Source organism: Euzebya pacifica (assembly GCF_003344865.1).
Lineage (GTDB): Bacteria > Actinomycetota > Nitriliruptoria > Euzebyales > Euzebyaceae > Euzebya > Euzebya pacifica.
The window spans coordinates 1,607,889-1,631,767 of the sequence record NZ_CP031165.1 but is presented as its reverse complement, the minus strand read 5'-3'; the positions used below and the strand labels follow the sequence as shown (position 1 = coordinate 1,631,767).

The following is a 23,879-nucleotide window of genomic DNA, read 5'->3' as shown; positions in this document are numbered from 1 at the left end:
CCCGAGGGGGTCGCGCCCGTGACGTGTGTCGGCCCGCCTAGCGCAGCTGGGCGGAGGACAGGCCCAGCAGTCGCCGGGCGATGATCAGCAGCTGGATCTGCTGGGTGCCCTCGAAGATGTCGAGGATCTTGGCGTCCCGAGCCCACTTCTCCAGCAGCTCGGTCTCCCCGTAGCCGACGGGACCGCACAGTTGGACGCAGCGGAGCGCGACGTCGACGACCATCCGCCCGGCCTTCGCCTTGGCGTAGCTGGCCTCCAGGGAGTTGGGCTTGGCGTTGTCGGCCATCCAGGCGGCCTTCAGCGTCAGCAGGCGGGCGGCCTCGAAGTCGGCCTCCATGTCCAGCAGTGCCTGGGCGGCTGCGGACTGGCTGTGGGCGGGCTTGTCCCAGTCGACCTCGACGCCGGCCTCGGCCAGCAGCTCACGGGTGCGTTCCAGGCACGCCTCGGCGACACCGATGCCCATGCTGGCGACCAGCGGGCGGGTGTTGTCGAAGGTCTGCATCGCGCCGGCGAAGCCACCGCCCGCGGAGATCTCGGGGTCACCGAGCAGGTTCTCGGCGGGGACCCGGCAGTCCTCGAGGACGAACTGGGCGGTGTCGGAGGCGCGGATGCCGAGCTTGTCCTCGCTGCGGACGAACTGCAGGCCGGGGGTGCCCTTCTCGACCACGAAGCTCTTGATGGCGGTCTTGCCGAGGGCCTTGTCGAGGGTGGCCCAGACGACCAGCAGGTCGGCCCGCTCGCCGGCGGTGATGAAGATCTTGGTGCCGTTGAGGATGTAGTGGTCGCCGTCCCTGACCGCCGTGGTGTTGATGGCGGAGGAGTCCGAGCCCGCGTCGGGTTCGGTGATGGCCATGGCGGCCCACTTGCCCTTGAACCGCTCCATCTGCTCGTCGGAGGCCACCGAGGCGATCGCGGAGTTGCCGAGCCCCTGGCCCGGGATGGTCAGCATCAGGCCGAGGTCGCCCTTGGCGGCTTCCTTGATCGACAGGACCGTCGACATGTTTGAGGCGTTGCGGTTCTCGCCGGTTGACTTCTCGCGCTTCACGCCGGTGGCGCCGGTGCCCTTCATGGAGCCGGACTCCTCCATGCCGGCCATGGCGGCGGCCAGCATGTCGAGCTCCTTGGCGTAGGTGTGCTCGTCACGGTCGTACTGCCGGCTGATCGGCCGCAGGACGTGCTCGGCGACGGCCTTGGCCTGGTCGATGGCCGGGGTGAACTTCTTGGGGACTTCGAGGTTGATCATTGCATCCTCCGGATGTTGAGGGCGTGTTCGCGGTGGTGGTGTGGTCGCGGTGGGGGTGTGGTCGCGGTCCGGTGCTAGACCAGGACCATCCCGTCGACGACGGCGGCGGCGCGCAGGTCGCGGTACCACCGCTCCACCGGGTGCTCCTTGACGTAGCCGTGGCCGCCGAGCAACTGCACGCCGTCGGAGCCGATCTGCATGCCCTTCTCCTCCGCCAGGCGAGCGGCGACCGCGGCCTCGCGGGCGAACGGCTTGCCCTGGTCGGCCAGCGATGCGGCGCGGTACGTGGCCAGGCGCATGCCCTCCAGCTCCACGCCGATGTTGGCGACGGTGAAGGCGACGGACTGGCGGTGGGCGATGGGCTCACCGAAGGCGTGGCGTTCCTTCACGTAGGGGATGACGTAGTCGAGGACCGCCTGCGCGGTACCGACGGCCAGCGCAGCCCAGGCGATGCGTGTGCGGGCGATCAGCTCGCTGTAGACCTCCCCGGCGCCGTCGGCGAGCAGGTTGGCCGCCGGGACGCGCACCCCTTCCAGGAGGAGCTCGCCGGACGCAGTGGCACGCACCCCCATGGTCGGCTCGGCCTTGACCGCCAGCCCGGGGGTGCCGGCCTCGACGAGGACCAGCGCGGGGCCGGTCCCCTGGAGGTCGGCGGCGACGAGGTAGAGGTCGCAGCGGTCGACGTGCGCGACGAGCGCCTTGACGCCGTCGAGGACCAGCTCGTCGCCCTCGCGTCGGGCGGTGGTGCGCAGCACGGTCGGGTCGAACAGCGGGTGCGGCTCGCTGATGGCCAGCGCCGCGGTGGGCGGGTTGTCCTCGGTGAAGGCGGGCAGGAAGCGGGCCTGCTGGTCGGCGTCGCCCCACAGCGAGAGCGCCGAGGCGACGGCGGCCGGGGCCATGATGCCGGCGGCCAGTCCCATGTCGCCGGCGGCCATGGCCTCCAGCGCCAGGACGCTGGTGACGGCGGAGCGTTCGTCGACGACCCCGCCGAGGTCGCTGGGGATGCCCAGGACCATGGCGCCCATCTCGGTGGCCATCGCCCGCAGCTTGTCGGGGGTGGCGCAGCCGTCGTCGGCCTCGCGGGCGGCAGGACGCAGGTGGGTCTCGGCGAAGTCGACGAACCCCTCCACGAGCATCTGCTGCTCCTCGTCGGGGGTCAGGTCGAACAGCACCTTGCCGCCGCCCTCGACCGGGGCCTGCCGGGCGGCCTTGCCGCCGTTGATGGCCTTGCTGGCTTTCGCGAACTGCCGGCCGGCGCCGACCGCAGCGGTGAAGCCGTTGCGGGTGCTGGACTGGACCAGCGCCTCGACCCGCTCGCGCAGGCCGTAGCGGTCCAGCAGCTCGCTGCTGGCCAGGCGGCGCAGGCCACCAAGGGCCAAGCCCATTCCATCTCCTGCCAAGCTCATGTGGGATCCTCCAGAAGGCCGGGTACATGCACCCCGACCCCGATTTGGTCGAAGGGTGCTACCAACGGTAGCGTTACCGCAGGTTACAGCAACAGGTCCACCCCATGTCAAGTCAAGGAGCACACCCGTGAGCCAGACTCCCCGGGACGCCGTGATCGTCGGCGGCAACCGCATCCCGTTCGCCCGTTCCAACACCGCGTACAGCAAGGCCAGCAACCAGGACATGCTGACCGCGGCCCTCGACGGCCTCGTCGCTCGCTTCGGGCTGGCCGGCCAGCGCCTGGGTGAGGTGGCCGGTGGCGCGGTGCTCAAGCACGCCCGCGACTTCAACCTCGTCCGCGAGTCGGTGCTCGGCAGCGCCCTGTCGCCCGAGACGCCCGCCTTCGACATCCAGAAGGCCTGCGACACCTCCCTGGAGGCCACCATCGCCGTGGCCAACAAGATCCGCCTCGGACAGGTCGATTCCGGTATCGCCTGCGGCGTCGACACGACGTCCGACGCGCCGGTGGCCCTGAACGAGGACCTCCGCCACGTCCTGATGGAGGCCAACCGCGCCAAGGGGCCGATGGACTACGTCAAGCTGCTCGGCAGCCTGCGGCCCGACCAGATCGTGCCGGAGATCCCCCGCAACGCCGAGGCCCGCACGGGCATGGCCATGGGCGACCACCAGGCCATCACCACCGCCGAGTGGGGCATCTCCCGCGAGGCACAGGACGAGCTCGCCGTGGCCAGCCACCGCAACCTGGCGGCCGCCTACGACCGCGGGTTCTTCGACGACCTGATGACCCCGTTCCTGGGCCTGTCGAAGGACAACAACCTGCGGCCCGACAGCAACGTGGAGAAGCTGGCAACCCTCAAGCCGGCCTTCGGTGACCGCGAGACCGGCACCATGACGGCGGCCAACTCCACTCCCCTGACCGACGGCGCCGCCGCCGTGCTGCTCTCGACCCGCGAGTGGGCGGCCGAGCACGACCTGCCGGTCCTGGCCCGCTTCGTCGACGCCGAGTCCGCGGCCGTGGACTACGTGCACGGCCACGAGGGCCTGCTGATGGCCCCCGCCTACGCCGTCCCCCGGATGCTGGCCCGCAACGGCCTGTCCCTGCAGGACTTCGACCTCTACGAGATCCACGAGGCGTTCGCCTCGACGGTCCTGTCGACGCTGGCGGCGTGGGACGACAAGACGTTCTGCACCGAGAAGCTGGGCCTGGACGACACCCTCGGCACCATCGACATGGACAAGCTGAACGTCGCTGGTTCGTCGCTGGCGACCGGCCACCCCTTCGCCGCCACCGGCGCCCGCATCGTGGCGACCACCGCCAAGCTGCTGGCCGAGCGCGACGACTGGGCCAACGGCGGTCGCGCCCTCATCAGCGTCTGCGCGGCCGGCGGCAACGGCCTGGTCGCCATCGTCGAGCGGGCGTAACCCCTCCACCCCGCGTGTCGGGTTCTGGGCCACCCGTCGCAGAAGCCCGACACGCGTCCCGCCCGGCACCCCACGCACACCCGACGCGTGTCGGATCCTGGGCCGCCCGTCGCAGGAACCCGACACGCACTCCCCCACCCGAGGAGCACACAGCCATGGCAGATCGCTACACCCAGTTCGTCAACTCCCAGATCGGTGAGAAGCTGGCCGACCTCGTCGGCCTGCCCAAGCCCTCGACCCTGCGCCGCCACGAGCCCGGCCAGCCCCTCCTGGAGGGTCCGGTGCTGCTCGGCGGTGACGGCCGGCTGCGCGAGGTCGTCAACAAGGCCCTGTCCGCCGCCGACATCGACGTCCACACCGAGCTCGCCGACGCCGAGGACACCCCGCGCTACGCGGCCCTCGTCTTCGACGCGACCGGCCTGACCTCCAGCGACCAGCTGGTCGGCCTGTACGACTTCTTCCACACGACCATCCGTCGCCTCGGCGGCAGCGCCCGCGTCGTCGTGCTGGGCACCGTGCCCACCGCAACCGACACCCCGGCCGAGCACACCGCCCAGCGCAGCCTGGAGGGCTTCGTCCGCTCCATCGCCAAGGAGCTGCGGGCCGGTGGCACCGCCAACCTGGTCGAGGTGCACCCGGGCGCCGAGGCGGGCGTCGGTTCGCCGCTGCGCTTCCTGCTGAGTGGCCGCTCGGCGTTCGTGTCGGGTCAGCGGTTCACCGTCGGCCCGCGCACCGAACACCCGCCGGTCGTCCCCGAGGACATCGACCGCCCGCACGCCGGCAAGGTCGCGGTCGTGACCGGTGCCGCACGGGGCATCGGCGCGGCGATCGCCCGCACCCTGGCCCGCGACGGCGCGACCGTCGTCTGCCTGGACCTGCCGTCCGCCGGCGACGACCTGGCGAGGGTCGCCAACGACGTCGGCGGCACCGCGCTGCAGGTCGACATCACCGCCGACGACGCGGCCCGGACCATCATCGACCACGCCACCGAACGCCACGGCGGCATCGACATCGTCGTCCACAACGCCGGCGTCACCCGCGACAAGACGATGGCGGGCATGGACGAGAAGCGCTGGAACATGGTCCTCGACATCAACCTGTCGGCCATCGAGCGGATCAACGACGCGCTGCTGGCCGCCGACGTGCTTGAGCCCGGTGCGCGCATCGTCTGCGTGTCGTCGATGTCGGGCATCGCCGGCAACCGTGGCCAGTCAAACTACGCCGCCTCCAAGGCGGGCGTCATCGGGCACGTGGCGGCCCTCGGCCCGACGCTGGCCGACCGCGGCATCACCATCAACGCGGTGGCGCCCGGGTTCATCGAGACCAAGATGACCGACGCCATGCCGGTCGCCACCCGTGAGGTCGGCCGCCGGCTGAACAGCCTCTCCCAGGGCGGCCAGCCCGTGGACGTCGCCGAGACGATCGGCTTCTTCGCCGGTCCCGACGCCGCGTGGCTCAACGGCACCACCGTCCGCGTGTGCGGCCAGAACCTGCTGGGGGCGTGATCGGCTCGTGACTGATTCGACCGCTTCCCCGACCGACCCTGCCCCGACGGACGCTTCCCCAGCGACCGGTCCCGAGCCGACCCCGACGGTCATCGAGCTCGACAGCCCGCCCGACCTGACGCCCATGCTGGCGAAGGTTGCCGCGGGGGCCCTGCCGCTGCCCGGACGCGGCGGCAGCAAGGGCGACCGGACGCTGCCCGACACCACCGTCGTGCTGCACGACGCCACCGTCGACCTCGACCACCTGGCGTCCTACGCCGAGGTGTGCGGGTTCCGACTGGGCTCGACCCTGCCACCCACCTACCTGCACATGCTGGGGTTCCCCCTGTCGGTGCAGCTGATGACCCGTGAGGACTTCCCGTTCGGCTTGATGGGGATGGTGCACGTCGCCAACCGCATCACCCAGCACCGTCCCGTCGGCATCGACGAGGCGCTGGAGCTGACCGCGTCGGTCACGAACCTGCGGCCCCACCCCAAGGGGCAGCAGATGGACAACGTCGTCGTCGCCACCGCAGGCGGCGTGCCGGTGTGGGAGTCCACCAGCACCTACCTCAAGCGAGGGTCGGGCGCCGACGAGGCCGCCTCGGGCAGCAACGTGGACGTCGAGGTCGCAACCCTGCCCCTCACCGGGTTGTGGCGCGTCCCCGGCGACATCGGCCGTCGGTACGGCGCCGTGTCGGGCGACCGCAACCCCATCCACATGTCGGGCCTGACCGCCAAGGCGTTCGGCTTCCCGAAGGCGATCGCCCACGGCATGTGGACCAAGGCACGGGCGCTGGCCGGCCTCGAGGGCGGCATCCCCGCGGCCTGCGAGATCGACGTGGCGTTCAAGCTGCCGCTCCTGCTGCCCCGCACGGTGGAGTACGCCACCCAGCGCACCGACGGCGGCTGGGCCTTCGGCGTCCGCAGCCGCGACGGCAAGCCGCACCTGGCGGGCACCGTCACACCCAGGGCCTGAGACGCGCCCACGCGGCGGACGAACGGACGGGCTGGCAAGCTCTCGAGGCGATGCGCCCTCCCCCGTTCGACCGCCGCGTGGTCCTGCGCCAGCCGTGGGCCATCCGCTCCGCCGGCGCCTCGGCCCTGATCGTCCTGGTCGCCATGGCGATCCCCGGCACCATCGCCATCCTGCTGGTGCCGGAGAACCCGCGGGAGGGCTGGCTGGCCGTCGGGCTCGCCGTGGCCATATGGCTGTGGCTGGCGGCGCGCTGGCGCTCTGCCGCGGTCGTGCTGGGACCCGACGGGCTGCGCCGACCGGGACCGAGGCCGCCGGGTGGTGGACCACGTGTGCTGCCCTGGGCCGCCATCGACGGCCTGCGGTGGGAGACCGTGCGTGGAGGCGGCCGTACGCCGGTGACCACCCACCGGTTGTACGCCGACGCAGGCGGGCGGCGTGTCCGCCTGACCCGCTATCCGGCGAGCGACACCGACCGCAGCCGATACGACGAACGGTTGCGTGACGCCGGCCTCGCGGCCGGCTGATCCCGCCTGCCGCTCAGGCCCAGAGGGTGTCGGCCAGCGACTCGGCGATGTCCTCGACGTTGCCGCCGGCGTAGGCGCCGGTGGAGAGGTACTTCCAGCCACCGTCCGGGGAGATCGCGACGACCTTCGACCCCTTCGGCAGGCGACCGCAGACACGGATCGCCACGGCCAGCGAGGCGCCGGTGGACACCCCGGCGAAGATGCCCTCCTCAGCGGCGAGCGCACGGGTCGCGCGAAGCGCCTTCAGCGAATCGACCTTGATGCGGCTGTCGAGCACCGACTGGTCGAGGACCTCGGGCACATAGCCCTCGTCGAGGTTGCGGAGGCCGTAGACGAGGTCGCCGTACTGCGGTTCGGCGGCGTAGACCTTGATGTCGGGGTCGTGGGCCTTCAGCCGCTTCCCCACGCCGGTGACGGTCCCGCCGGTGCCGAGCCCGGCAACGAACGCCGTGACGTCGGGCAGGTCGGCGAGGATCTCGGGGCCGGTCGTCTCGTAGTGCGCCTGCGGGTTGGCCTGGTTGCCGTACTGGAACGGCATGTAGAGGTCGCTGTCGGCCGCGGCCATCTCACGGGCCACCCGGACCGAGCCGTTGGACCCCTCGTTGGCCGGCGACAGGACGATGTCGACCCCGAACAGCTCGAGGATCTGCCGCCGTTCCTCGGAGGTGTTCTCCGGCATGACGCAGGTCAGCTTGTACCCCCGCGGTGCGCAGAGGGCGGCCAGGGCGATCCCGGTGTTGCCCGACGTGGGCTCGAGGATGCGGGACCCCTCGTGGAGCAGCCCCTGCCGCTCGGCGGACTCGATCAGGTACTTGGCGACCCGGTCCTTGATGGACCCGGTCGGGTTGTGCCCCTCGAGCTTGAGGTGGATCTCGTACCCGTCCGGGGACAGGTTCGGCAGCCGCACCAGGGGCGTGCGGCCGACGGCATCGGCGATCGAGCGGGCGAGCACGGTGGAGGGGCTAGCAGCCGCCAGCGACTGCCGGCAGGATCGCGATCTCGTCGCCGTCGGACAGCGCGGTGTCGGCGCCGTCGAGGAAGCGCACGTCCTCGTCGTTGAGGTAGACGTTGACGAACTTCGCGAGCTGTCCGTCGTCGGCGGTGACGGCTTCGGTCAGGCCGCCGTAGCGGGTCGAGAGGTCGTCGATGAGCGCCTTGAGGGTGGCGCCGTCGCCCTGGACGGCCTTCTCGCCGCCGGTGTGCTTGCGAAGGACTGTGGGGATGCGGACCGTGACGGCCATGGGTGGTGCCTTTCGTGGTCGCGCGGCCCGTACCGGGGTGTGGTGGGCCTGCGTGGTGAACGGTTTACGACGTTAACGCGGGCCCTGCGGCTGGGCTTCCTGCGCAACGGTGAGAACTCGTTCGCTGACCTGTCCATCGGTGATGTCGTAGGCCCGGATGACCGGCTCGGGGTCCTGCAGGCTGACGATGATCGCCACGATCCCCGGCCAGTACGCCGACTGCTCGATGTCGGTCGGCGAGGGGTAGGCCTCGGTGTGGGTGTGGCAGTGCCAGATGGCGGCCCACTCCAGGTCCTCGTCGTCCATCTCGCGCATGGCCTTCAGCTGTGCCTTGGGCTCCATGCGGAACCACGTCATCGACCGGTCGGCGTTGGGGACGGGCCAGTGGCCGGCGATGCGTCCCTCGGCGTCGGTTGCCAGCAGGCCACAGGTCTCGAAGGGCGTGTCGCTGCGGGCATGCGCGACCATCTCGTCGCGGATGTGTGGCGGCAGGTCCAGGGTGCCGTTCATGGGCGCAACAGTCATCGACGGCAGGCTACCCGGCTGCAGGCGTCGACCCGTCTCGGGCGATGGTGATCCTGCCGGCCACGTCGTCGGTCACGATGCCCACCACGGCCGCCGGATGGCCCCGTTCGACCAACCAGCGGACCGCCTCGGCGGCCCGGTCGGCCGTGGCACCGAACAGCAGTCCCCCGGACGTCTGCGCGTCGGCCAGGAGCATGACGTCGCCGTCGGTGACCCCCTCGGTCACCACCAACCGCTCCTCCACCCACGCGTGGTTGCGTCGGGTGCCCCCGGAGATCATCCCGTCCGCAAGCCCCTCCATCGCGCCGGGCAGGGCAGGCACCCGGTCGGCCCACACGGTGGCGGCGACCCCGCTGGCATCCAGCATCTTGCGGAGGTGGCCGAGCAGCCCGAAACCGGTGACGTCGGTGCACGCCGACGCGTTGGCCCCCTGGGCGGCGGCAGCAGCGTCGGCGTTGAGGGTGCACATCGAGGCCACAGCGGCATCCAGGGCCCCCGGGGTGGGCGTGCCGAGCTTGACGGCGGTGGTGATGACCCCGGTGCCGAGCGCCTTGGTCAGCACCAGGTGGTCGCCCGGTCGCAGCCCGGCGTTGGTCAGCACCCGATCGGGATGCACCTCACCGATGACGGCCTGGCCGTACTTGGGTTCGGCATCGTCGATGGAGTGGCCGCCGACGGCCATCCAGCCGCCTTCGGCCGCGGCGTCGGCGCCCCCTGCCAGCACCTCCGCCAGCACGTCGTTGCCGAGCGCGTCGGTGGGCCAGGCGACGAGGTTGAGGGCGAACAGCGGCCGTCCACCCATCGCGTAGACATCGCTGGCGGCGTTGGTGGCGGCGATCCGCCCCCAGGTCCGTGCGTCGTCGACGATGGGCGTGAAGAAGTCGGTGGTGGCGACGAGGGCTCGGTCATCCGACAGGCGCCAGACCGCGGCGTCGTCTCCGGCGTCGGTGCCGACGAGCAGGTCGGGGTGGCGGGGCGGGGCGACGCGGGCGAGGATGTCGGCGAGCTGGCCGGGGCCGATCTTGCATCCACACCCGGCGCCGTGGCTGAACTCGGTCAAGCGGCGGGTCATGGCCCGGGAGCCTATGCCCGGTGGTGTGCCGTCCGGGCATCGACGGGCGGCTCGTCGGACTCCCCGACCACGCCCACGACCCTCGCCGGCCCCGCCGGGAGGGTCACGCCGAGCACGACGAGGCCGTCCTGGCAGCGCAGCTCCAGCGATCCGCCGTGCGCGTCGCAGAGCTTGCGGACGACGTGCAGGCCGAGGCCGATGCCGTCGTGGGGACGGGTGTCGGACAGGTCGACCTGCACGAAGCGGGCGAAGATCTGCTCGCGCATGTGCTCGGGGACCTCTGGTCCGTTGTTGGTGAAGACCAGGGCGATCTCGTCGCCGGCGACCCTGCCCCTGATACGCAGCGGGGTGCCCGGGTCGGCGAACTTCATCCCGTTGTCCACCAGGTTGCCGAGCAGCAGCCGGAGGTGCTCCCGCGACATCCGCGCCGTCATGTCCTCGGGGACGTCGACCTCGACCTCGGTGGTGCCGTCGTCATCGCCGCCGAACTCCTCGACCAGCCGTTCGATGGTCGCGCTGATCGGGAAGTACCGCTCGGTGTGCGGCTCGACGTCCATCGTCGCGGCCAGCATGTTGCCGATCAGCCGTGACAGGCGCAGGCCGTTGCGTTCGATGCGGTCCGCGGACAGCTCGACCATCTCGGCGGGCAGCTGCCCCATCGAGGCCGACCGACGCAGGGTCTGGGAGAACCCGATGATGGCCGTCAGGGGGGTGCGGAACTCGTGGCTGACGACGGCCAGGAGCTCGTCCTTCAGCCGTTCGGTGTCCTGCATGCGTGACAGCATGCTGCGCTGCACGGCGACCATCTCCTGCATGGACGCCTCGCCGACCAGCTGGTCCGCCTCGCTGAAGCGCCACCAGAGCAGGTGCAGGGCCACCGCAGCCAGGAGGAGGAGCAGCTGCCCGCCCACGAAGGCGATGGGCTGGGTGGCGGCCAGGGTCGCGGAGGAGGAGACCACGCCCAGGGCGGGGCCGATCGCGGCGATCCCCACGCCGAGGGCGGCGCTCGTGGCCGCGACGACGTAGGGACGGTGTTCCTGGTACAGCGCCACCACCCCGAGGAGGACGGCGCTGCTCAGCAGCACCCCGTCGGCTCCGTCGGTGGCGATCCAGGAGGCGAGCGGGACGACGCCGAGCGCGGCGGCGGCCAGCGTGCGGGCGGCCAGCCGATCCCCCATCGCCGTCGCAGCCGTGACCATGGTGACGACGACCGCGCTGGCGGCCAGTCCCGGCAGGACACCAGCGCCGACCGCGAGACCCGACAACAGCGGCACGGCGGCACACACGAGGCCGACGAGGAGCACCGCACGATGCCGTCGACCGGTCCGGTGGGCGTCGAGCGTCCCGCCTCGGGGAAGGAGCTCCCCCAGACGTCGACGTGTGTCGCGCGTCGGGGTGGCGCGAGCAGACGCGGGCCGCTGCACCCTGCCATCCTCACCCACCGCAGCGGGGAAGTCACGCTCGAGCGTGCTGCCCCTTCGCACTAGTTCCGCAGGTCGCTACGCTCCGGCCGATGACCGCAGACGCCTTCTTCACGCCGCTCGACGACGACGCCTCGTCCCTCGTGGCCGCCGCCAACGACGTCGCCGTCGGCCCGTGGGACCCGGGCGCCCTGCATGCCGGCCCGCCGTCGGCGCTGATGCACGCGGCCATGCGACGACACCACGATCCCGAGGACCGGATCACCACCCGGATCGGCTTCGAGATCCTCCGTCCCGTGCCGCTCGGACGGCTGTCGGTCCGGACCTGGGTGCAACGACCGGGCAGGAAGGTCGAGCTCGTCGGGGCCGAGCTCACCGACGCCGACGGCACGGTCGTCATGACCGCTGCGGAGTGGCGGATCCGCACCGCACCCCTGGACCTCGGTGTCGGGATCGAGGGCGAGGCGATGCCGGGGCCCGACGGGTTCGCCCGGTCGACCGGGTTCTTCAAGCAGGTTCCAGCGGGGGGATACGTGTCCACGATGGAGTCGCGCTTCGTCGAGGGCGGCTGGGAGGTCCCCGGCCCTGCGCGCGCGTGGATGCGCATGCCCGTGCGGCTGCTGGCGGACGAGGACCCGACGGGAACGGACCGCCTGCTGGTGTCCGCGGACTCGGGCAACGGGGTGTCGGCCCGCAGCGGTCCCGGCACCGCCCTGGGCGAGGACGGCCTGTTCGTCAACGTCGACCTGACGGTGCACCTGACCCGCCAACCGCAGGGTGAGTGGATCGGCCTGGATGCCCACACCGTCCTGACCGACCACGGCATCGGCCACGCCCACTCGATCCTCCACGACCTGGACGGACCGGTGGGTCGGGCGAGCCAGTCGCTGCTCGCGGATCGGCCGACCTGAACGGCTCGTTCAACGTCTGACGTCGGTGTGCCGATGAACAGGCCGTGGACCTCTCCCGCCCCGTGCCCGCCACCACGACCCGTCGTGGTGGGTTCTGGCCGACGGCGCCGGAGCGGGAGTGGTGGCATCACGCCATCGGCCTGCCCGTCGTGGTGCTGCTCGGCTGGTACGCGTTCGTGCGTGGCACGAGGGTGCCGGTGCTCGGCTGGATCGACCTGGCCGTGCACGAGTTCGGCCACGTCGCCTTCGCCTGGTTGCCGCGTGCAGGGATGCTGACCATGGGCAGCGGCACCCAGGTGATGGTGCCCCTGCTGGTGGCCGCCGGCCTGTGGTGGCGGTCGAGGGATCGACTCGGGGCAGCGCTCGCGCTCGGCTGGGCGGCGACGTCGACCCAGGACGCGTCGGTCTACATCGCCGATGCGCCCCACCAGCGGCTGCCGCTGATCGGCGGCGTGCACGACTGGGGCACGCTGCTCGGGCCGCGCCACCTGGATGCGATGTGGGCGGCCGAGGACCTCGCACGGCTGGCCTGGGCGTCCGGCCTGGTGCTGTGGGTCGTCGCCGTGGCCGTGCTCGTGACGGAGATCGTCCGGCTGCGCTGCTCGGGTGCGAGCGGGGACGGCCCGTCAGGCACCGCTTCCTGGGACACCGACGACGATCCGCCCACGACCTGGTCGCTGCCCGCGAGCTGAGCGTCACACCCCACGACCACACTGGTGGGCGTGACCGCCAACACCCCTCGCTCCGTGGCCTGATGCAGGCCAGGGGCCATGCCCTGTCCGGTGCCGCTGCGTTCCTCGCGGTGGCGCCGACGCTGTCGATCGCTCCCGCTGCCGTGGTGGTGGGCACCCTGCTGAGCGCCGGGGCGGCGACGGCTCCCGACCTCGACCATCCCGGATCGACGATCAGCCGGAGCGGGGGGCTGACCACGCGCGCCTTGGGGTCGGTCGTCAGGATGCTCGCGGGAGGGCATCGACAGGCGACCCACAGCCTGCTGTTCGTCGCGGCCGCGGGGTCGGCGGTCCAGCTGTTCGTGGTCGACCCGGGCGCCGTCGTCCCGGCCGCGGCGATCGTGGCCGTGCTCGTCGCCGTCGCGGGTCCGCTCCTCGCGGAGTCCTTCGGGGGCCGGGCCTCGCTGGTGGGCTTCCTGGCGGCCGCGGCCGGGTCGGCGGCGCTGGTCCTCACCGGTCGGGTCCCGGTGGGTGGCTGGTTCACCGTTGCGGTGGCGGGCGGAATGCTGGCGCATGTCGTCGGGGACCTGTTGACCCCGGACGGCGTGCCGCTCCTCTGGCCGCTGCGTCGCCGGTTCGGCGTGGGCGTGTTCCGGACTGCGGGCGTGGTCGAGGACGTCGTCACCGTGCTGCTGGCCGCGGCCGCCTTCGGCCTGGCGGTACGGGCGCTGCTCTGGGCGCACGGCGTCGATGTCGGTGGTCAACCTTGATGTCACAGCCCACGGGTAGCGTCCTCCGGGATGCGAACCGTGGAAGACGTGGCTGCCGAACTGCTGGCCGACAACCCCGACGGCCTGCCCACGCCCAGGCTGGTCAGGGCGGTGAAAGCGTCGGGTGTCTCGGCCTCGCGAGCGGTGCTCGAGCGCGCGCTGGTCAGGGACGCACGGTTCCACCGCGAGGACGTGCTGGGCAAACCGACCTGGATCCTGCTGGACGAACCCGCGGCCACCGCTCCCGAGGCGCCGGTCGTGCCGTCCAACGGGCCACTCGATGGCCTTGCCCTGCGCGACTGGCAGATCGCGGCCTTCGCGGCGTGGGCACAGGCCGGCTGCAGCGGCGTGGTCGAGGCGGTGACAGGGACCGGCAAGACCCGGCTGGCCATCGCCGCCATCAGGGCCTGCCTGGCGCAGGACGGCCGTGCGCTGGTCATCGTGCCCACGCTGGACCTGCTGACGCAGTGGCAACGCCAGCTGCACGAGCTGGTCCCCGGTGCACGCGTCGGCCAGCTGGGTGGCGGCCGGGCCGACGACCTGCACGACCACCATGTGGTCATCGCCACCCCGCACTCCGCGGCCGCGCTGCCCGTGGACCTCCCCGCGGGGGCCGTCGGACTGCTGGTGGCCGACGAAGCCCACCGCTACGGGGCGCCCACCTGGGGCGAGGCGCTGAAGCCAGCGTTCGCGATGCGGTTGGCGCTCACGGCGACCTACGAACGAAACGACGAGGGCCTGGTGGAGGTGCTGGCGCCCTACTTCGGCGGCGTCGTGCAGGCCTACTCCTTCGCCGACGCCGCCGCCGACGGGGTCATCGCCCCGTTCGACATCACCTTCGTGGGCGTGCCCCTGACCGACGGTGAACGGTCCGCCTACGACAACGCCGACGGGCAGGTCCGGCAGCACCGCAAGGAGCTGGTCGCCCACGGGCTGCCGAAGTCTCCGCTGGAGCTGATCGCCGCGGCCGCGGCGCTGTCCGCCGGTGCCGAGGGCAGGCCCAACACCAAGGTCCGGCGCGAGGTCGTGGCCGCACGCGCGTTCCTGTCCGCCCTGCGCCGTCGTCGAGACGTGGCGGCACAGGCCGACGCCAAGCTGCAGGTCGTCCATGCCCTTGCGCCGTCGCTGGCGACCGACGGCACGCGGGGGCTGGTCTTCACCGACACCGTCGAGCAGGCCGAGCTCGCGGCCGTCGCGCTGCGGCGCCACGGCGTTCCCGCCGAGGAGATCCACGGCGACCTCGCGAAGGACAAGCGTCGGATCCGCCTGGCGCAGTTCCGCAACGGCAACCTCCAGGTCGTCGTGGCCCCCCGGGTGCTGGACGAAGGGGTCGACGTGCCCGATGCCGAGCTGGCGCTCGTGCTGGCCGCGTTCCGGACACGGCGGCAGATGATCCAGCGGCTGGGACGGGTCCTTCGGCTGAAGGACGACGGTCGGGCCGCCCGGCTACTGGTGGCCTTCGCCGTCGACACCCGTGAGGACCCCAAGCACGGGGCGCAGGAGGACTTCATCAACGAGGTCATCGACGTCGCACAGTCGGTGCGCACGATCGACCTGGGGCAGCTGGGCCGCTGAGTCAGCCCGTATCGAGACCGGCCCGGGCGGGTTCAGGTGGGGATCAGGGTGTTGGCGAAGACCTGCCACGCCAGGACGCTCTTGGCGGTGATGCTGAGCCACACGTAGACCCGCTCGCCGAAGAGGTAGTCGCGCCACCGACCGATCTGGCGGTACTGCAGCCACTGGTTCACGGCGAAGCAGTTGAAGAACACGAAGAGGCTGACGAAGATGCCGTAGACGAAGGTGGGGACCGCCGACCCAGCACCGATGACCTGGAAGCCGATCAGCGCCCAGGGGACGACGCCGAGCACGCACCCGAAGACGAACGCCGTCCACCGGGTCTCGGCAAGCCGCCGGTTGTGCAGCTCCATCATCCAGCCGAAGAGGATCATGCCGGCGTTGACGGCGAACAGGGCGCCGAGGGCGACGACGTCGGTGATGCCGGGAAGCAGGGCGATCAGCACGATCATCCACGAGGCGGACAACGAGTACTCCACCCAGCGGGCGCGGTTGATGCCGCTGGCGAGGTCACGGGCGTAGCGACCGAACCACAGCGGCGAGGCGACCACGAAATGGGCGATGGCCGACAGGATGAGGAAGGCAGCGACGGCCGGACCGAGCGGCAGCTCGAACAGCGTCTCGGCGGCCGGCAGCGGGCTGCCCGGCGGACCGTCGGCGAACGTCGCCGTGATCGGGATGGCGAAGTCGTTGGACAGCACGAGCATCGCGGCCGCTGACCCCGCATGCAGCAACCCCATGACGAGGTTCAGCCGACGCAGGCCACCCAGGGCGCTGCTGGGGACCACCAGCTCGTCGGTCGAGACCGACTGGTCAACGAGGGGTTCCACGGACATGCATCCGAGGGTGCCCTCTTGGCTTCCATGCCAACCTCGCCTCGCCTGCGCGAGGTTCTGAACAATACGATCATCCGAGTCAGAGCTGAACGCCCGCAAGACGTCTCGAGGACCGTGGTCCATCAAGCCGTCTTGGAGGCGGGGGGAGTCGAACCCCCGTCCGAATGTCTCGTCCTCGAGAGCGCTACGAGCGTAGGACCAAGAAAATTGTCGGGCGGGGGCCTCCTTGGTCCAGATCTGCCTTCCGCCGTACCCCACGATTAAGTGTCCCGCTCAGCCCATGGAGACGGCTGTGCGGTGGAGCCTGATTGCGATGTCCGACCCCTTGCCTCAGGCGGTGGCTCGGGCGGACAGGCGCTTAGTTAAGCAGCCAGGGCGAAGTTGTCTTCGGCACCTAATAGGTTGCAGAGCGGATTAACGAGGCAGCCCTACATCCTCGGCTCGCTCTCTCGAAGTCGACCGACACCCGTCGAAACCAGTCGCCCCCGGAGATCGAAGGTCGCTATGCAGTTGTCGATCGTCCCGCCCGGGTATGGCGGGAGCCACTCAACGTAGCAGTCTCCAGCCATCCTGCAACCACACCGAAGCGGTTCTTGGCACCCTCGGCGGACGACTGCCAAGAGGACCTCAAGTTCGACACGGACGCGCCGATGGGGCGAGTGGACGCACCATGACCAACTCTCCTCCGCCGCCGCTTGCGGTCGCCATCACCATCGAGGCCATCGCCGGCGACGCCGTCGACCGGGTCATTGATGCCGGCTTCCCGCGGGCAGGCGTGTACGTCGAGCGAGCCAAGCGACTTCGGTGCCTCGCCCAGCGTGGCTTCGATCGGGTCCACGACGGCATCCCACCCCAGGTCGGGATCCTCGGCACGACCTTCTCCCGCGGCGAGGTCACCGTCGTCCGTGACGTCGCGACCGACGGGCGTGTCCCGACGGGCGGTTCCACCGGCGCAGAGGTCTGCATCCCCATCCGGTATCGCAGCCGAGTGGTCGGCGTGTTCGCCATCGAGTCCTGCGTCGGACTGTCCGACGACGACCTCGTCCACCTCATGACCATCGTTGCGGACCTCGAGGCGTCCATCGAGGCCGTCGGCGGTCCCGGCCAGGACTCGCCGTGGCAGGCGCTGGCACGTGAGACCCCAGACCTCGCGACGGCACGCGACCCGGGCGAGATCCTGCACCTTGCGGCCGAGCGGGCACCCGGACTCGCTGGCACGAGCTCGGCCCTGGTCCGTCGGGTGGAAGGCGGTCGGATCAGGTCCGCCAGCTGGGGACCGGCATCGCCCATCCTCGACCACCTGGAGGACACCCAGCTGGACGTGATCGCCGGCTGGACCGGTGGCACGGTGAGCGTCTACACCCACGGCGCGCCCTCCGCCAACGGGGACGACGCCGGACTGGCGCACGCCGGCCTGCGCTCCTGGATCGCCGTCCCGCTGCGGAGCGGCCATCCCGGTGACCTGCTGCTCCTCGCCGACACCGCCCCCATGCGGACCGACCCGTCGATGGTCCAGGTCCTCGAGGTCTACGCCGCACATGTCGCCTCGGCGCTTCGGATGACCGACGCCTTCGACGAGCTGCGGTTCCGGGCCAGGCGAGATTCCGTCACGGGGCTGGAGCACGCCTCCGCCTTCCACGACACCTTCACCGCCATGCGGGCGGCGCCGTCCTCTGGCCTGGGGATCGTGCTGCTCGACGTCGACCACCTCAAGCGGATCAACGACCGTGACGGTCACGCCGTGGGCGACCAGGTCCTGCGGTCCATGGCCCGACGCCTCGAGACCGCGGTGGGAACCCACACCCTCTTCCGGGTCGGCGGTGACGAGTTCGCCGTGATCGTCCCTGCCGACGAGCCCGCGGATGTGGCGGAGGTGGCGGAACGGCTCCGGTATGCGGCCCGCAGCGAGCAGGTCAGCGTCTGCGTCGGCGTCAGCCACCGGTCCCTCGACCAGCTGCGCCTCGACGGCACCCACGACCACATGCTCAGCGAGGCCGACCTCGCCGTGCAGGCCGCCAAGCGCGAGGGCCGCAACCGTGTCGAGGTCTTCACCGCCGCGATGGGCGCCGCGCTGGTCGACCGGGCTCGCATGACCGCCGACCTCGCCCAGGCGATCGAGAACGACGAGCTCCGGATGGTCTACCAGCCGCTCGTCGACACCGGCCGAGGCATCGTCATCGGCGCCGAGGCCCTGATGCGCTGGCAGTCCCCCACCCGGGGCAACGTCCGGCCCGACGAGTTCATACCGATCGCCGAGGAGTCCGGACAGATCATCGAGCTCGGCGACTGGGCCATCCGCCAGGTCGTCCAGCAGGCCGTCGAATGGGACGTGACCGGTCGAGACCTCAAGATCGGCGTCAACGTCTCCGGCCTGCAGCTCCGCCCGGCGTTCGTCGAGACCGTGCGAGACCTCCTCGCGCAGAGCGGGCTGGAACCTGCCCGGCTGATCCTCGAGCTGACCGAGTCCGGCCTCGTCGACGACGACCATCGCATCAGCCTGATCGGGTTGTTGCGCGATCTCGGGGTGACCGTCGCCATCGACGACTTCGGGACCGGCTACAGCTCGCTGAGCTACCTCCGGCGCCTGCCCATCGACATCCTCAAGATCGACCGGTCGTTCATCAACGAGCTGCACGACCAGCGCAACGCGGCCGTCGCCAAGACCATCATCGACCTGACGCGCACGCTGTCGCTGGACTGTGTGGCCGAAGGCATCGAGACGGAGGAACAGCTCTCGCAGCTGCAGGCGCTCGGCTGTCAGTCGGTCCAGGGCTACCTGTTCGCCAAGCCCATGGAGGCCCAGGAGCTGATGGCGTTCGTGGCCGGGTTCGGGGCGACCGCCGTCCTCGGCTGAACCCATCCCCAGGGCCGGGACGCGGTCGGTGTCAGCGGTGCCGCAGCGCCCGGTCGATCTCGCGCTGGGCGTCCTTCTTGGCCTGGTCCCGACGCTTGTCGTGCTGCGCCTTGCCGACGCCGTGCCCGATCAGGATCTTGGCCTTGCCGTCCTTCCAGTACATCTTCATCGGGACCAGGGTGCGCCCCTGCTCCTGGGTGAAGATCTCCATGGCGGCGATCTCACGACGGTTGGCCAGCAGCTTGCGACGCCGCTGGATCTCGTGGTTGTTGCGGTTGCCGAACTCGTACTCGGCGATCTCGGCCTGGTACAGCCACAGCTCGCCGTCGCGCACGGTGGCGAACGCCTGGGCGATCGAGGCCTTGCCCGCACGCAGGCTCTTCACCTCGGTCCCGACCAGCACCATGCCGCACTCGACGGTGGTGTCGATGTCGTAGTCGAAGCGGGCACGACGGTTGACCGCGATCGTGTTCGCGTCGGACTTGGTCTTCTTCGCCATGGGCCAACGGTAGACGGTGGCTGCACGCCCGGCCGGTCAGAAGCCGGGGCTCTCCGCGATCAGCTGGGTCAGGATGTCGTCGGCAGCGGCCAGCTGGGCCTCGGGGTCGTCGTCGGTGGCAACATCCGGGGTCACGCCGACGCCCTCGATGGAGTCGCCGCTCGGGGTGAAGTACTCCGCGGTCGTGAACTTGACGCCGGCGCCCAGGTCGAGGTCGCGGATCGTCTGGACGGTGCCCTTGCCGAAGGTCTGGGTACCGACGACCTCGGCCCGCCCGAGGTCCTGCAGGGCCCCGGCGACGATCTCGCTGGCCGATGCCGAGTTGCCGTCGACCAGCACGACGAGCGGGATGTCGGCCAGCGGGGCATCGCCGGTGACCTCGCGCTCGACGCTGGTGTCACGGGAGTCGACCCGGACCACCAGCCCCTCCTCCACGAACAAGCTGACGACCTCCACGGCCTCCGACAGCAGGCCGCCGGGGTTGCCCCGCAGGTCCAGCACCAGGCCGTTGACGTCCTCCGCCGCGACGAGCGCCTCGACCTGCTCCTGCAGCTGGGTGTCGACCTGCCGTGAGAACTGCGAGATCCGGGCGTAGGCGTGACCGGAGTCGAGGACCCGCGAGCGGACGTCGGGCAGGTTCAGCACGCGACGGACCAGCGTCAGCTCGCGGGGACCGTCCTCGCCCATGTCGAAGCCGACGGTGACCATGCCGCCCTCCTCACCGGCGATCATGTCGACCACGTCGCGCGACGTTGCCCCGTCGATGGCGCTCACCCCGTCGACGCTGGTGATCCGCTCGCCGACCATGACCCCGGCTTCCTCGGCCGGCGACTCGGGGACCACGCCGATGACGTAGATGCCGTCGGTTCGCTCCTCGATGGTGATGCCGATACCGACGAACTCGCCGTCGAGGTCAGCGGTCAGGGCCGAGTACCGCTCCGGGTCGTAGTAGACGGCGTAGGGGTCCTCGAGGGTGCCGAGGAGCCCGGTGATGGCGCCGGTGACCAGCGCGTCCGGATCGGGGCTGTCGACCGCCTCGTTGCCGACGGCGTCGAACAGCAGCTCGACGTTGGCGAACTCGTCGGGGAGGCCACGAACGGCGCTGTCGGAGCCCAGCCGGTACCCCGCCATGCCGGTCGCGGCGATCAGCAGGGCTGCCACGCCGATCGCGAGGACCGTGGTGAAGCGTCCGGGCTGGCGCAGGAACTCCGTGGACCACTCGTTGGGGGTCTCCGGAGCATCGGCTGTGGTGGTGGGGGTGTCGGCCATGTCGTGGATCTCCCAGCCTGCCAGCCCCACATCCCTCACGGGGAGACTGCCGGCATCGTTGATGCACTCTTTACCGGCAGCGAGGACGGGCTGACGCCTAGACGTACCCGCGGGGGTCGACGGGGGAGCCGTTGACGCGGACCTCCCAGTGGAGGTGCGGGCCGGTGGAGTACCCCGTGGAGCCCACGTAGCCGATGGTCTGCCCGGTCGAGACCGACTGCCCGACGCTGGTCGCGAGGCTGCTCTGGTGCGCGTAGAGGGTCACGATGCCGCCACCGTGATCGATCATGATGCAGTTGCCGTAGCCGCCACGCCAGCCGGCGTAGATCACGGTGCCGTTGCCGGCTGCCCCGATCGGGGTGCCGGTGCCGGCCGCGATGTCCATGCCGGCGTGCAGGCGTCGGGCGCCCGAGATGGGATGCACCCGGTAGCCGTAGTTGGACGAGATCCGCCCGTTGACGGGGTAGATGAACCTGCCCGACCCGCTGACGGCGGGCGCCGGCGAGCTCGGGGAGCCCGACGAACCCGATGACCCGGAGGATGCCTGCGCGGCGGCCGCCTCGGCGGCGGCTCGTGCGGCGGCGGCTTCGGCCGCGGCGCGCAGCTCGGCCTCGATCTGGTCGGACTCGGCCTGCAGGTTGGCGATCAGCGACTCGGCGGAGTCGCGATCGGCTTCGAGGCCGGCGAGCACGGCCTGCTTGTCGGCGGCACGAGCCTCGACCTGGGCGACCAAGGAGGCCTGCTGGGCCACGAGGTCGGCGACACGGTTGCGCTCGGACTCGGCTGCCGCTCGGTCGCTGGCCTGCTGGCTCCGCAGTCGCTCGAGCTCGGCCTCGTCGGCCTCGATCTGGCGACGCAGCACGTCGATCTGCTCGAAGTCGGCACGGTCGCGCTCGACGATGGCCTCGACGTAGCGGCTGGCCTGGGTGAACTGGGCGACGTCGCTGGAGCTGAAGACCCGCAACGTCTGATCGGGTCGGGCGGTGATGTAGGACTGGCGAACGCGGGCCTCGTAGGTGGCCTGCTGGGTGTCCAGCGTCGTGCGGGTCGCGTCCAGCCGCTCGGCGGTCTGGTCCAGCTCCGTCGTCGTGGCGACGAGCACGCGTTCTCGGTCCGCCAGCTCGGACTCGGCCAGCTGCAGCTCTGCCGTTCGGGCGTTGAGCTCCTCCTGCAGGTCCTGCAGGTCGGCGAGGATCCGGTCGAGCTCCTCCAGCGAGATGTCGACCTGGGCGTCGATCTCGCCGATCTGGTTCTCGGCCTGGTCGATCTCCTCCTCGATCTCGTCGAGGCGGTCGTCCTGGTTCTGCGCCGTGGCAGTTCCGGGCACGACGGTGGGGACCAGCATGGCCAGAACGGCCATCAGGGACACGAGCAGACGCCAGCGCACCGAAGCACGACCGGCACGCGAGGGGGGAAGGTGCGTCACGGTGTACGAACCGTAACCCTTCGGACACCGCGGTGCGGTGAACCGCCGTACGGGTCGAGTACGGGTCGAGGGTTCAGACCGACAGGAAGCGGTGGATGGCCACGACGCTCGTGACGGCGCCGACGAGCACCGCGGCGATCGCCATCAGCGGGTAGATCGCGAGGACGTCACCGGCGTCGATGAACGGCAGGAACGCCACCTCGGCCTTGAGGTCGGGCAGGTAGAACGCCATGCCCACGCGCAGCAACCGGTTGGCCAGGGACGCACCGATGAAGCTGGCCGCGACACCCTCCAGCACGAACGGCAGCCGGATGTAGGTGTTGGAGGCACCGACCAGCTTCATGATGCCGATCTGTTCGCGTCGGGCGAAGGCGGTCAGGCGGATCGTCGTGGCCACCAGCAGCACCGCCGCGATGGCGTTGACCACGGCAAGGGCGATCGCGAAGCCGCGGATCTTGCCCATGACGGTGAAGAAGCCGTCGAGGATCTCGCTCTGGTCGCGGATGTCCTCGATGCCGGGACGGCCCGTGAACAACGAGGAGATGACCGCGAACTCCTCCGGATCGGTCAGCTTGACCCGGAACGAGGCGGGCAGCACGTCGGCGGTCAACCCGTCCAGGATCAGCGGATCGTCGGCGAAGATCTCCTGGGCGTTGGCGAACGCCTGCTCCTTGGACTCGTACAGGACCTCGCTCACCACCGCCTGACCGCGAAGGTCCGACTCCAGCGCCGCCTGCTGCTCGGGCGTGATGGTGTCGGTCAGGAAGATCGACACCTCCACGTCGGCGTACAGGACGCGCTGGGCCAGGTCGATCTGGCGCTGCACCAGCAGGCTGGTGCCCACCATCGTCAGCGTCACGGTGACGGTGAGGATGGTCGCGATGGTCATGACGAGGTTCCGGCGGAGGCCGATGCCGACCTCGCCGATCAGATAACGCCAGCGTGATGCCATGCCGCTACCCCGCGTACCCGTAGGTGCCGCGAGCCTGGTCACGGACCATCTGGCCGTGCTGCAGCTCGATGACCCGGCGCCGCATGGAGTCCACGATGTGGGAGTCGTGGGTCGCCATGAGCACGGTCGTGCCGGTGCGGTTGATCTGGTCCAGCAGCTTCATGATCCCCACGGAGGTCTCGGGGTCGAGGTTTCCCGTCGGCTCGTCGCACAGCATGATCCGCGGCCGGTTGACGATGGCGCGCGCGATGGAGACGCGCTGCTGCTCACCGCCGGACAGCTCGTGGGGCATGGCGTCGGACTTGTGGGACAGGCCCACGACGGACAGGGCGTCGGGCACGTCGACCCGGATCTGGGCCGGGGGCTGCCCGGTCACTTCCTGGGCGAACGCGACGTTCTCGAAGACCGTCTTGTTGTCCAGCAGCTTGAAGTCCTGGAAGACACAGCCCAGCTCGCGACGAAGCGCAGGAACGCGCCACGACCGCAGGCTGTTGACCCGCTTGCCGGCGACGAAGATGTCACCACGGTCGGGGTCGACATCCTTGAGCAGCAGCTTGATGAACGTGCTCTTGCCGGACCCCGAGGAGCCCACGAGGAACACGAACTCACCCTTGCCGATCTCCACGGAGATGTCGTCAAGGGCATGGATGGTCTTCTTGTAGGTCTTCGAGACGTGGTCGAAACGAATCATCGGAGAGGACGGAGCGCCCGGGTGGAGGCGAAGAGCGGCCCGCCAGCCGAACGTAACACCGCCCCCCTCCCCCGGCAGTGAGGCGAGCACTGGCCACTCGGGCGGCG

General features: G+C 70.7%; 22 protein-coding genes and 1 other RNA gene. 9 read left to right on the top strand and 14 right to left on the bottom strand.

What is annotated here, in order from left to right; genetic code table 11:
- Positions 1-37: 37 nt before the first annotated feature.
- Entirely contained in the window at positions 38-1,243 is a 1,206-nt protein-coding gene (locus DVS28_RS06755; RefSeq protein WP_114590783.1) for an acyl-CoA dehydrogenase family protein, read from the bottom strand.
- Positions 1,244-1,317: 74 nt separating this feature from the next.
- Complete coding sequence (locus DVS28_RS06750) at positions 1,318-2,628, bottom strand: acyl-CoA dehydrogenase family protein (protein ID WP_114590782.1); 1,311 nt, start codon at positions 2,626-2,628, stop codon at positions 1,318-1,320.
- A 148-nt stretch (positions 2,629-2,776) separates the two neighbouring features.
- On the opposite strand from DVS28_RS06750, the gene DVS28_RS06745 reads away from it, so the two are divergent.
- From DVS28_RS06745 to DVS28_RS06730, 4 genes are all read left to right on the top strand, one after another.
- The gene (locus DVS28_RS06745; RefSeq protein WP_216826447.1) at positions 2,777-4,072 is read left to right on the top strand and encodes an acetyl-CoA C-acetyltransferase; all 1,296 of its coding nucleotides are present in this window, start codon (positions 2,777-2,779) and stop codon (positions 4,070-4,072) included.
- Positions 4,073-4,227: 155 nt separating this feature from the next.
- On the top strand, positions 4,228-5,577 hold the full coding sequence (locus DVS28_RS06740; RefSeq protein WP_114590780.1) for a 3-oxoacyl-ACP reductase: 1,350 nt from the start codon (positions 4,228-4,230) through the stop codon (positions 5,575-5,577).
- 7 nt (positions 5,578-5,584) lie between these two features.
- A complete protein-coding gene (locus DVS28_RS06735; RefSeq protein ID WP_216826446.1) occupies positions 5,585-6,535 on the top strand; it encodes a MaoC/PaaZ C-terminal domain-containing protein in 951 nt (316 codons plus the stop codon).
- A gap of 50 nt (positions 6,536-6,585) precedes the next feature.
- Positions 6,586-7,059 carry a hypothetical protein gene (locus tag DVS28_RS06730; RefSeq protein WP_114590779.1) on the top strand — a complete coding sequence of 158 codons (474 nt, stop codon included), beginning with the start codon at positions 6,586-6,588 and terminating at the stop codon, positions 7,057-7,059.
- 13 nt (positions 7,060-7,072) lie between these two features.
- Here DVS28_RS06730 and DVS28_RS06725 read toward each other — a convergent pair whose 3' ends face one another.
- The 5 genes from DVS28_RS06725 to DVS28_RS06705 all read right to left on the bottom strand — a co-directional run bounded on the left by DVS28_RS06725 (position 7,073) and on the right by DVS28_RS06705 (position 11,321).
- On the bottom strand, positions 7,073-8,011 hold the full coding sequence (locus DVS28_RS06725; protein WP_114590778.1) for a PLP-dependent cysteine synthase family protein: 939 nt from the start codon (positions 8,009-8,011) through the stop codon (positions 7,073-7,075).
- A 10-nt stretch (positions 8,012-8,021) separates the two neighbouring features.
- Positions 8,022-8,300, bottom strand: coding sequence for a ubiquitin-like small modifier protein 1 (locus DVS28_RS06720; protein ID WP_114590777.1), 279 nt, complete (start codon positions 8,298-8,300; stop codon positions 8,022-8,024).
- Positions 8,301-8,372: 72 nt separating this feature from the next.
- Positions 8,373-8,825: a M67 family metallopeptidase gene (locus DVS28_RS06715; protein ID WP_216826445.1), complete on the bottom strand. Its 453-nt coding sequence runs from the start codon at positions 8,823-8,825 to the stop codon at positions 8,373-8,375.
- Positions 8,826-8,835: 10 nt separating this feature from the next.
- Complete coding sequence (gene selD, locus DVS28_RS06710) at positions 8,836-9,897, bottom strand: selenide, water dikinase SelD (protein ID WP_114590775.1); 1,062 nt, start codon at positions 9,895-9,897, stop codon at positions 8,836-8,838.
- An 11-nt stretch (positions 9,898-9,908) separates the two neighbouring features.
- Positions 9,909-11,321 carry a sensor histidine kinase gene (locus tag DVS28_RS06705; protein WP_164710028.1) on the bottom strand — a complete coding sequence of 471 codons (1,413 nt, stop codon included), beginning with the start codon at positions 11,319-11,321 and terminating at the stop codon, positions 9,909-9,911.
- 89 nt (positions 11,322-11,410) lie between these two features.
- Between DVS28_RS06705 and DVS28_RS06700 the strand changes: the two genes are divergently transcribed.
- The 4 genes from DVS28_RS06700 to DVS28_RS06685 all read left to right on the top strand — a co-directional run bounded on the left by DVS28_RS06700 (position 11,411) and on the right by DVS28_RS06685 (position 15,245).
- Entirely contained in the window at positions 11,411-12,229 is an 819-nt protein-coding gene (locus tag DVS28_RS06700; RefSeq protein WP_114590773.1) for a thioesterase family protein, read from the top strand.
- Positions 12,230-12,273: 44 nt separating this feature from the next.
- Positions 12,274-12,921, top strand: coding sequence for a hypothetical protein (locus DVS28_RS06695; RefSeq protein ID WP_114590772.1), 648 nt, complete (start codon positions 12,274-12,276; stop codon positions 12,919-12,921).
- 62 nt (positions 12,922-12,983) lie between these two features.
- Positions 12,984-13,670 carry a metal-dependent hydrolase gene (locus DVS28_RS06690; RefSeq protein ID WP_114590771.1) on the top strand — a complete coding sequence of 229 codons (687 nt, stop codon included), beginning with the start codon at positions 12,984-12,986 and terminating at the stop codon, positions 13,668-13,670.
- Positions 13,671-13,700: 30 nt separating this feature from the next.
- On the top strand, positions 13,701-15,245 hold the full coding sequence (locus tag DVS28_RS06685) for a DEAD/DEAH box helicase (protein WP_114590770.1): 1,545 nt from the start codon (positions 13,701-13,703) through the stop codon (positions 15,243-15,245).
- Between the two features lie 32 nt (positions 15,246-15,277).
- Here the strand turns inward: DVS28_RS06685 and heR are convergent, their stop codons facing one another.
- The gene (heR, locus tag DVS28_RS06680; RefSeq protein ID WP_164710026.1) at positions 15,278-16,081 is read right to left on the bottom strand and encodes a heliorhodopsin HeR; all 804 of its coding nucleotides are present in this window, start codon (positions 16,079-16,081) and stop codon (positions 15,278-15,280) included.
- A gap of 130 nt (positions 16,082-16,211) precedes the next feature.
- Positions 16,212-16,568: a transfer-messenger RNA gene (ssrA, locus tag DVS28_RS06675) on the bottom strand.
- A gap of 183 nt (positions 16,569-16,751) precedes the next feature.
- Here ssrA and DVS28_RS06670 point away from each other — a divergent pair.
- Positions 16,752-18,935 carry an EAL domain-containing protein gene (locus tag DVS28_RS06670; protein WP_164710024.1) on the top strand — a complete coding sequence of 728 codons (2,184 nt, stop codon included), beginning with the start codon at positions 16,752-16,754 and terminating at the stop codon, positions 18,933-18,935.
- Between the two features lie 31 nt (positions 18,936-18,966).
- Here the strand turns inward: DVS28_RS06670 and smpB are convergent, their stop codons facing one another.
- The 5 genes from smpB to ftsE form a co-directional block, all read right to left on the bottom strand.
- Positions 18,967-19,434: an SsrA-binding protein SmpB gene (gene smpB, locus DVS28_RS06665; RefSeq protein WP_108664412.1), complete on the bottom strand. Its 468-nt coding sequence runs from the start codon at positions 19,432-19,434 to the stop codon at positions 18,967-18,969.
- 36 nt (positions 19,435-19,470) lie between these two features.
- Entirely contained in the window at positions 19,471-20,703 is a 1,233-nt protein-coding gene (locus DVS28_RS06660) for a S41 family peptidase (protein WP_164710023.1), read from the bottom strand.
- A 97-nt stretch (positions 20,704-20,800) separates the two neighbouring features.
- Positions 20,801-22,129 carry a murein hydrolase activator EnvC family protein gene (locus tag DVS28_RS06655; RefSeq protein WP_164710022.1) on the bottom strand — a complete coding sequence of 443 codons (1,329 nt, stop codon included), beginning with the start codon at positions 22,127-22,129 and terminating at the stop codon, positions 20,801-20,803.
- A gap of 73 nt (positions 22,130-22,202) precedes the next feature.
- Positions 22,203-23,081, bottom strand: coding sequence for a permease-like cell division protein FtsX (gene ftsX, locus DVS28_RS06650; protein WP_114590766.1), 879 nt, complete (start codon positions 23,079-23,081; stop codon positions 22,203-22,205).
- A gap of 4 nt (positions 23,082-23,085) precedes the next feature.
- The gene (gene ftsE, locus DVS28_RS06645; RefSeq protein ID WP_108664408.1) at positions 23,086-23,772 is read right to left on the bottom strand and encodes a cell division ATP-binding protein FtsE; all 687 of its coding nucleotides are present in this window, start codon (positions 23,770-23,772) and stop codon (positions 23,086-23,088) included.
- Positions 23,773-23,879: the final 107 nt, after the last annotated feature.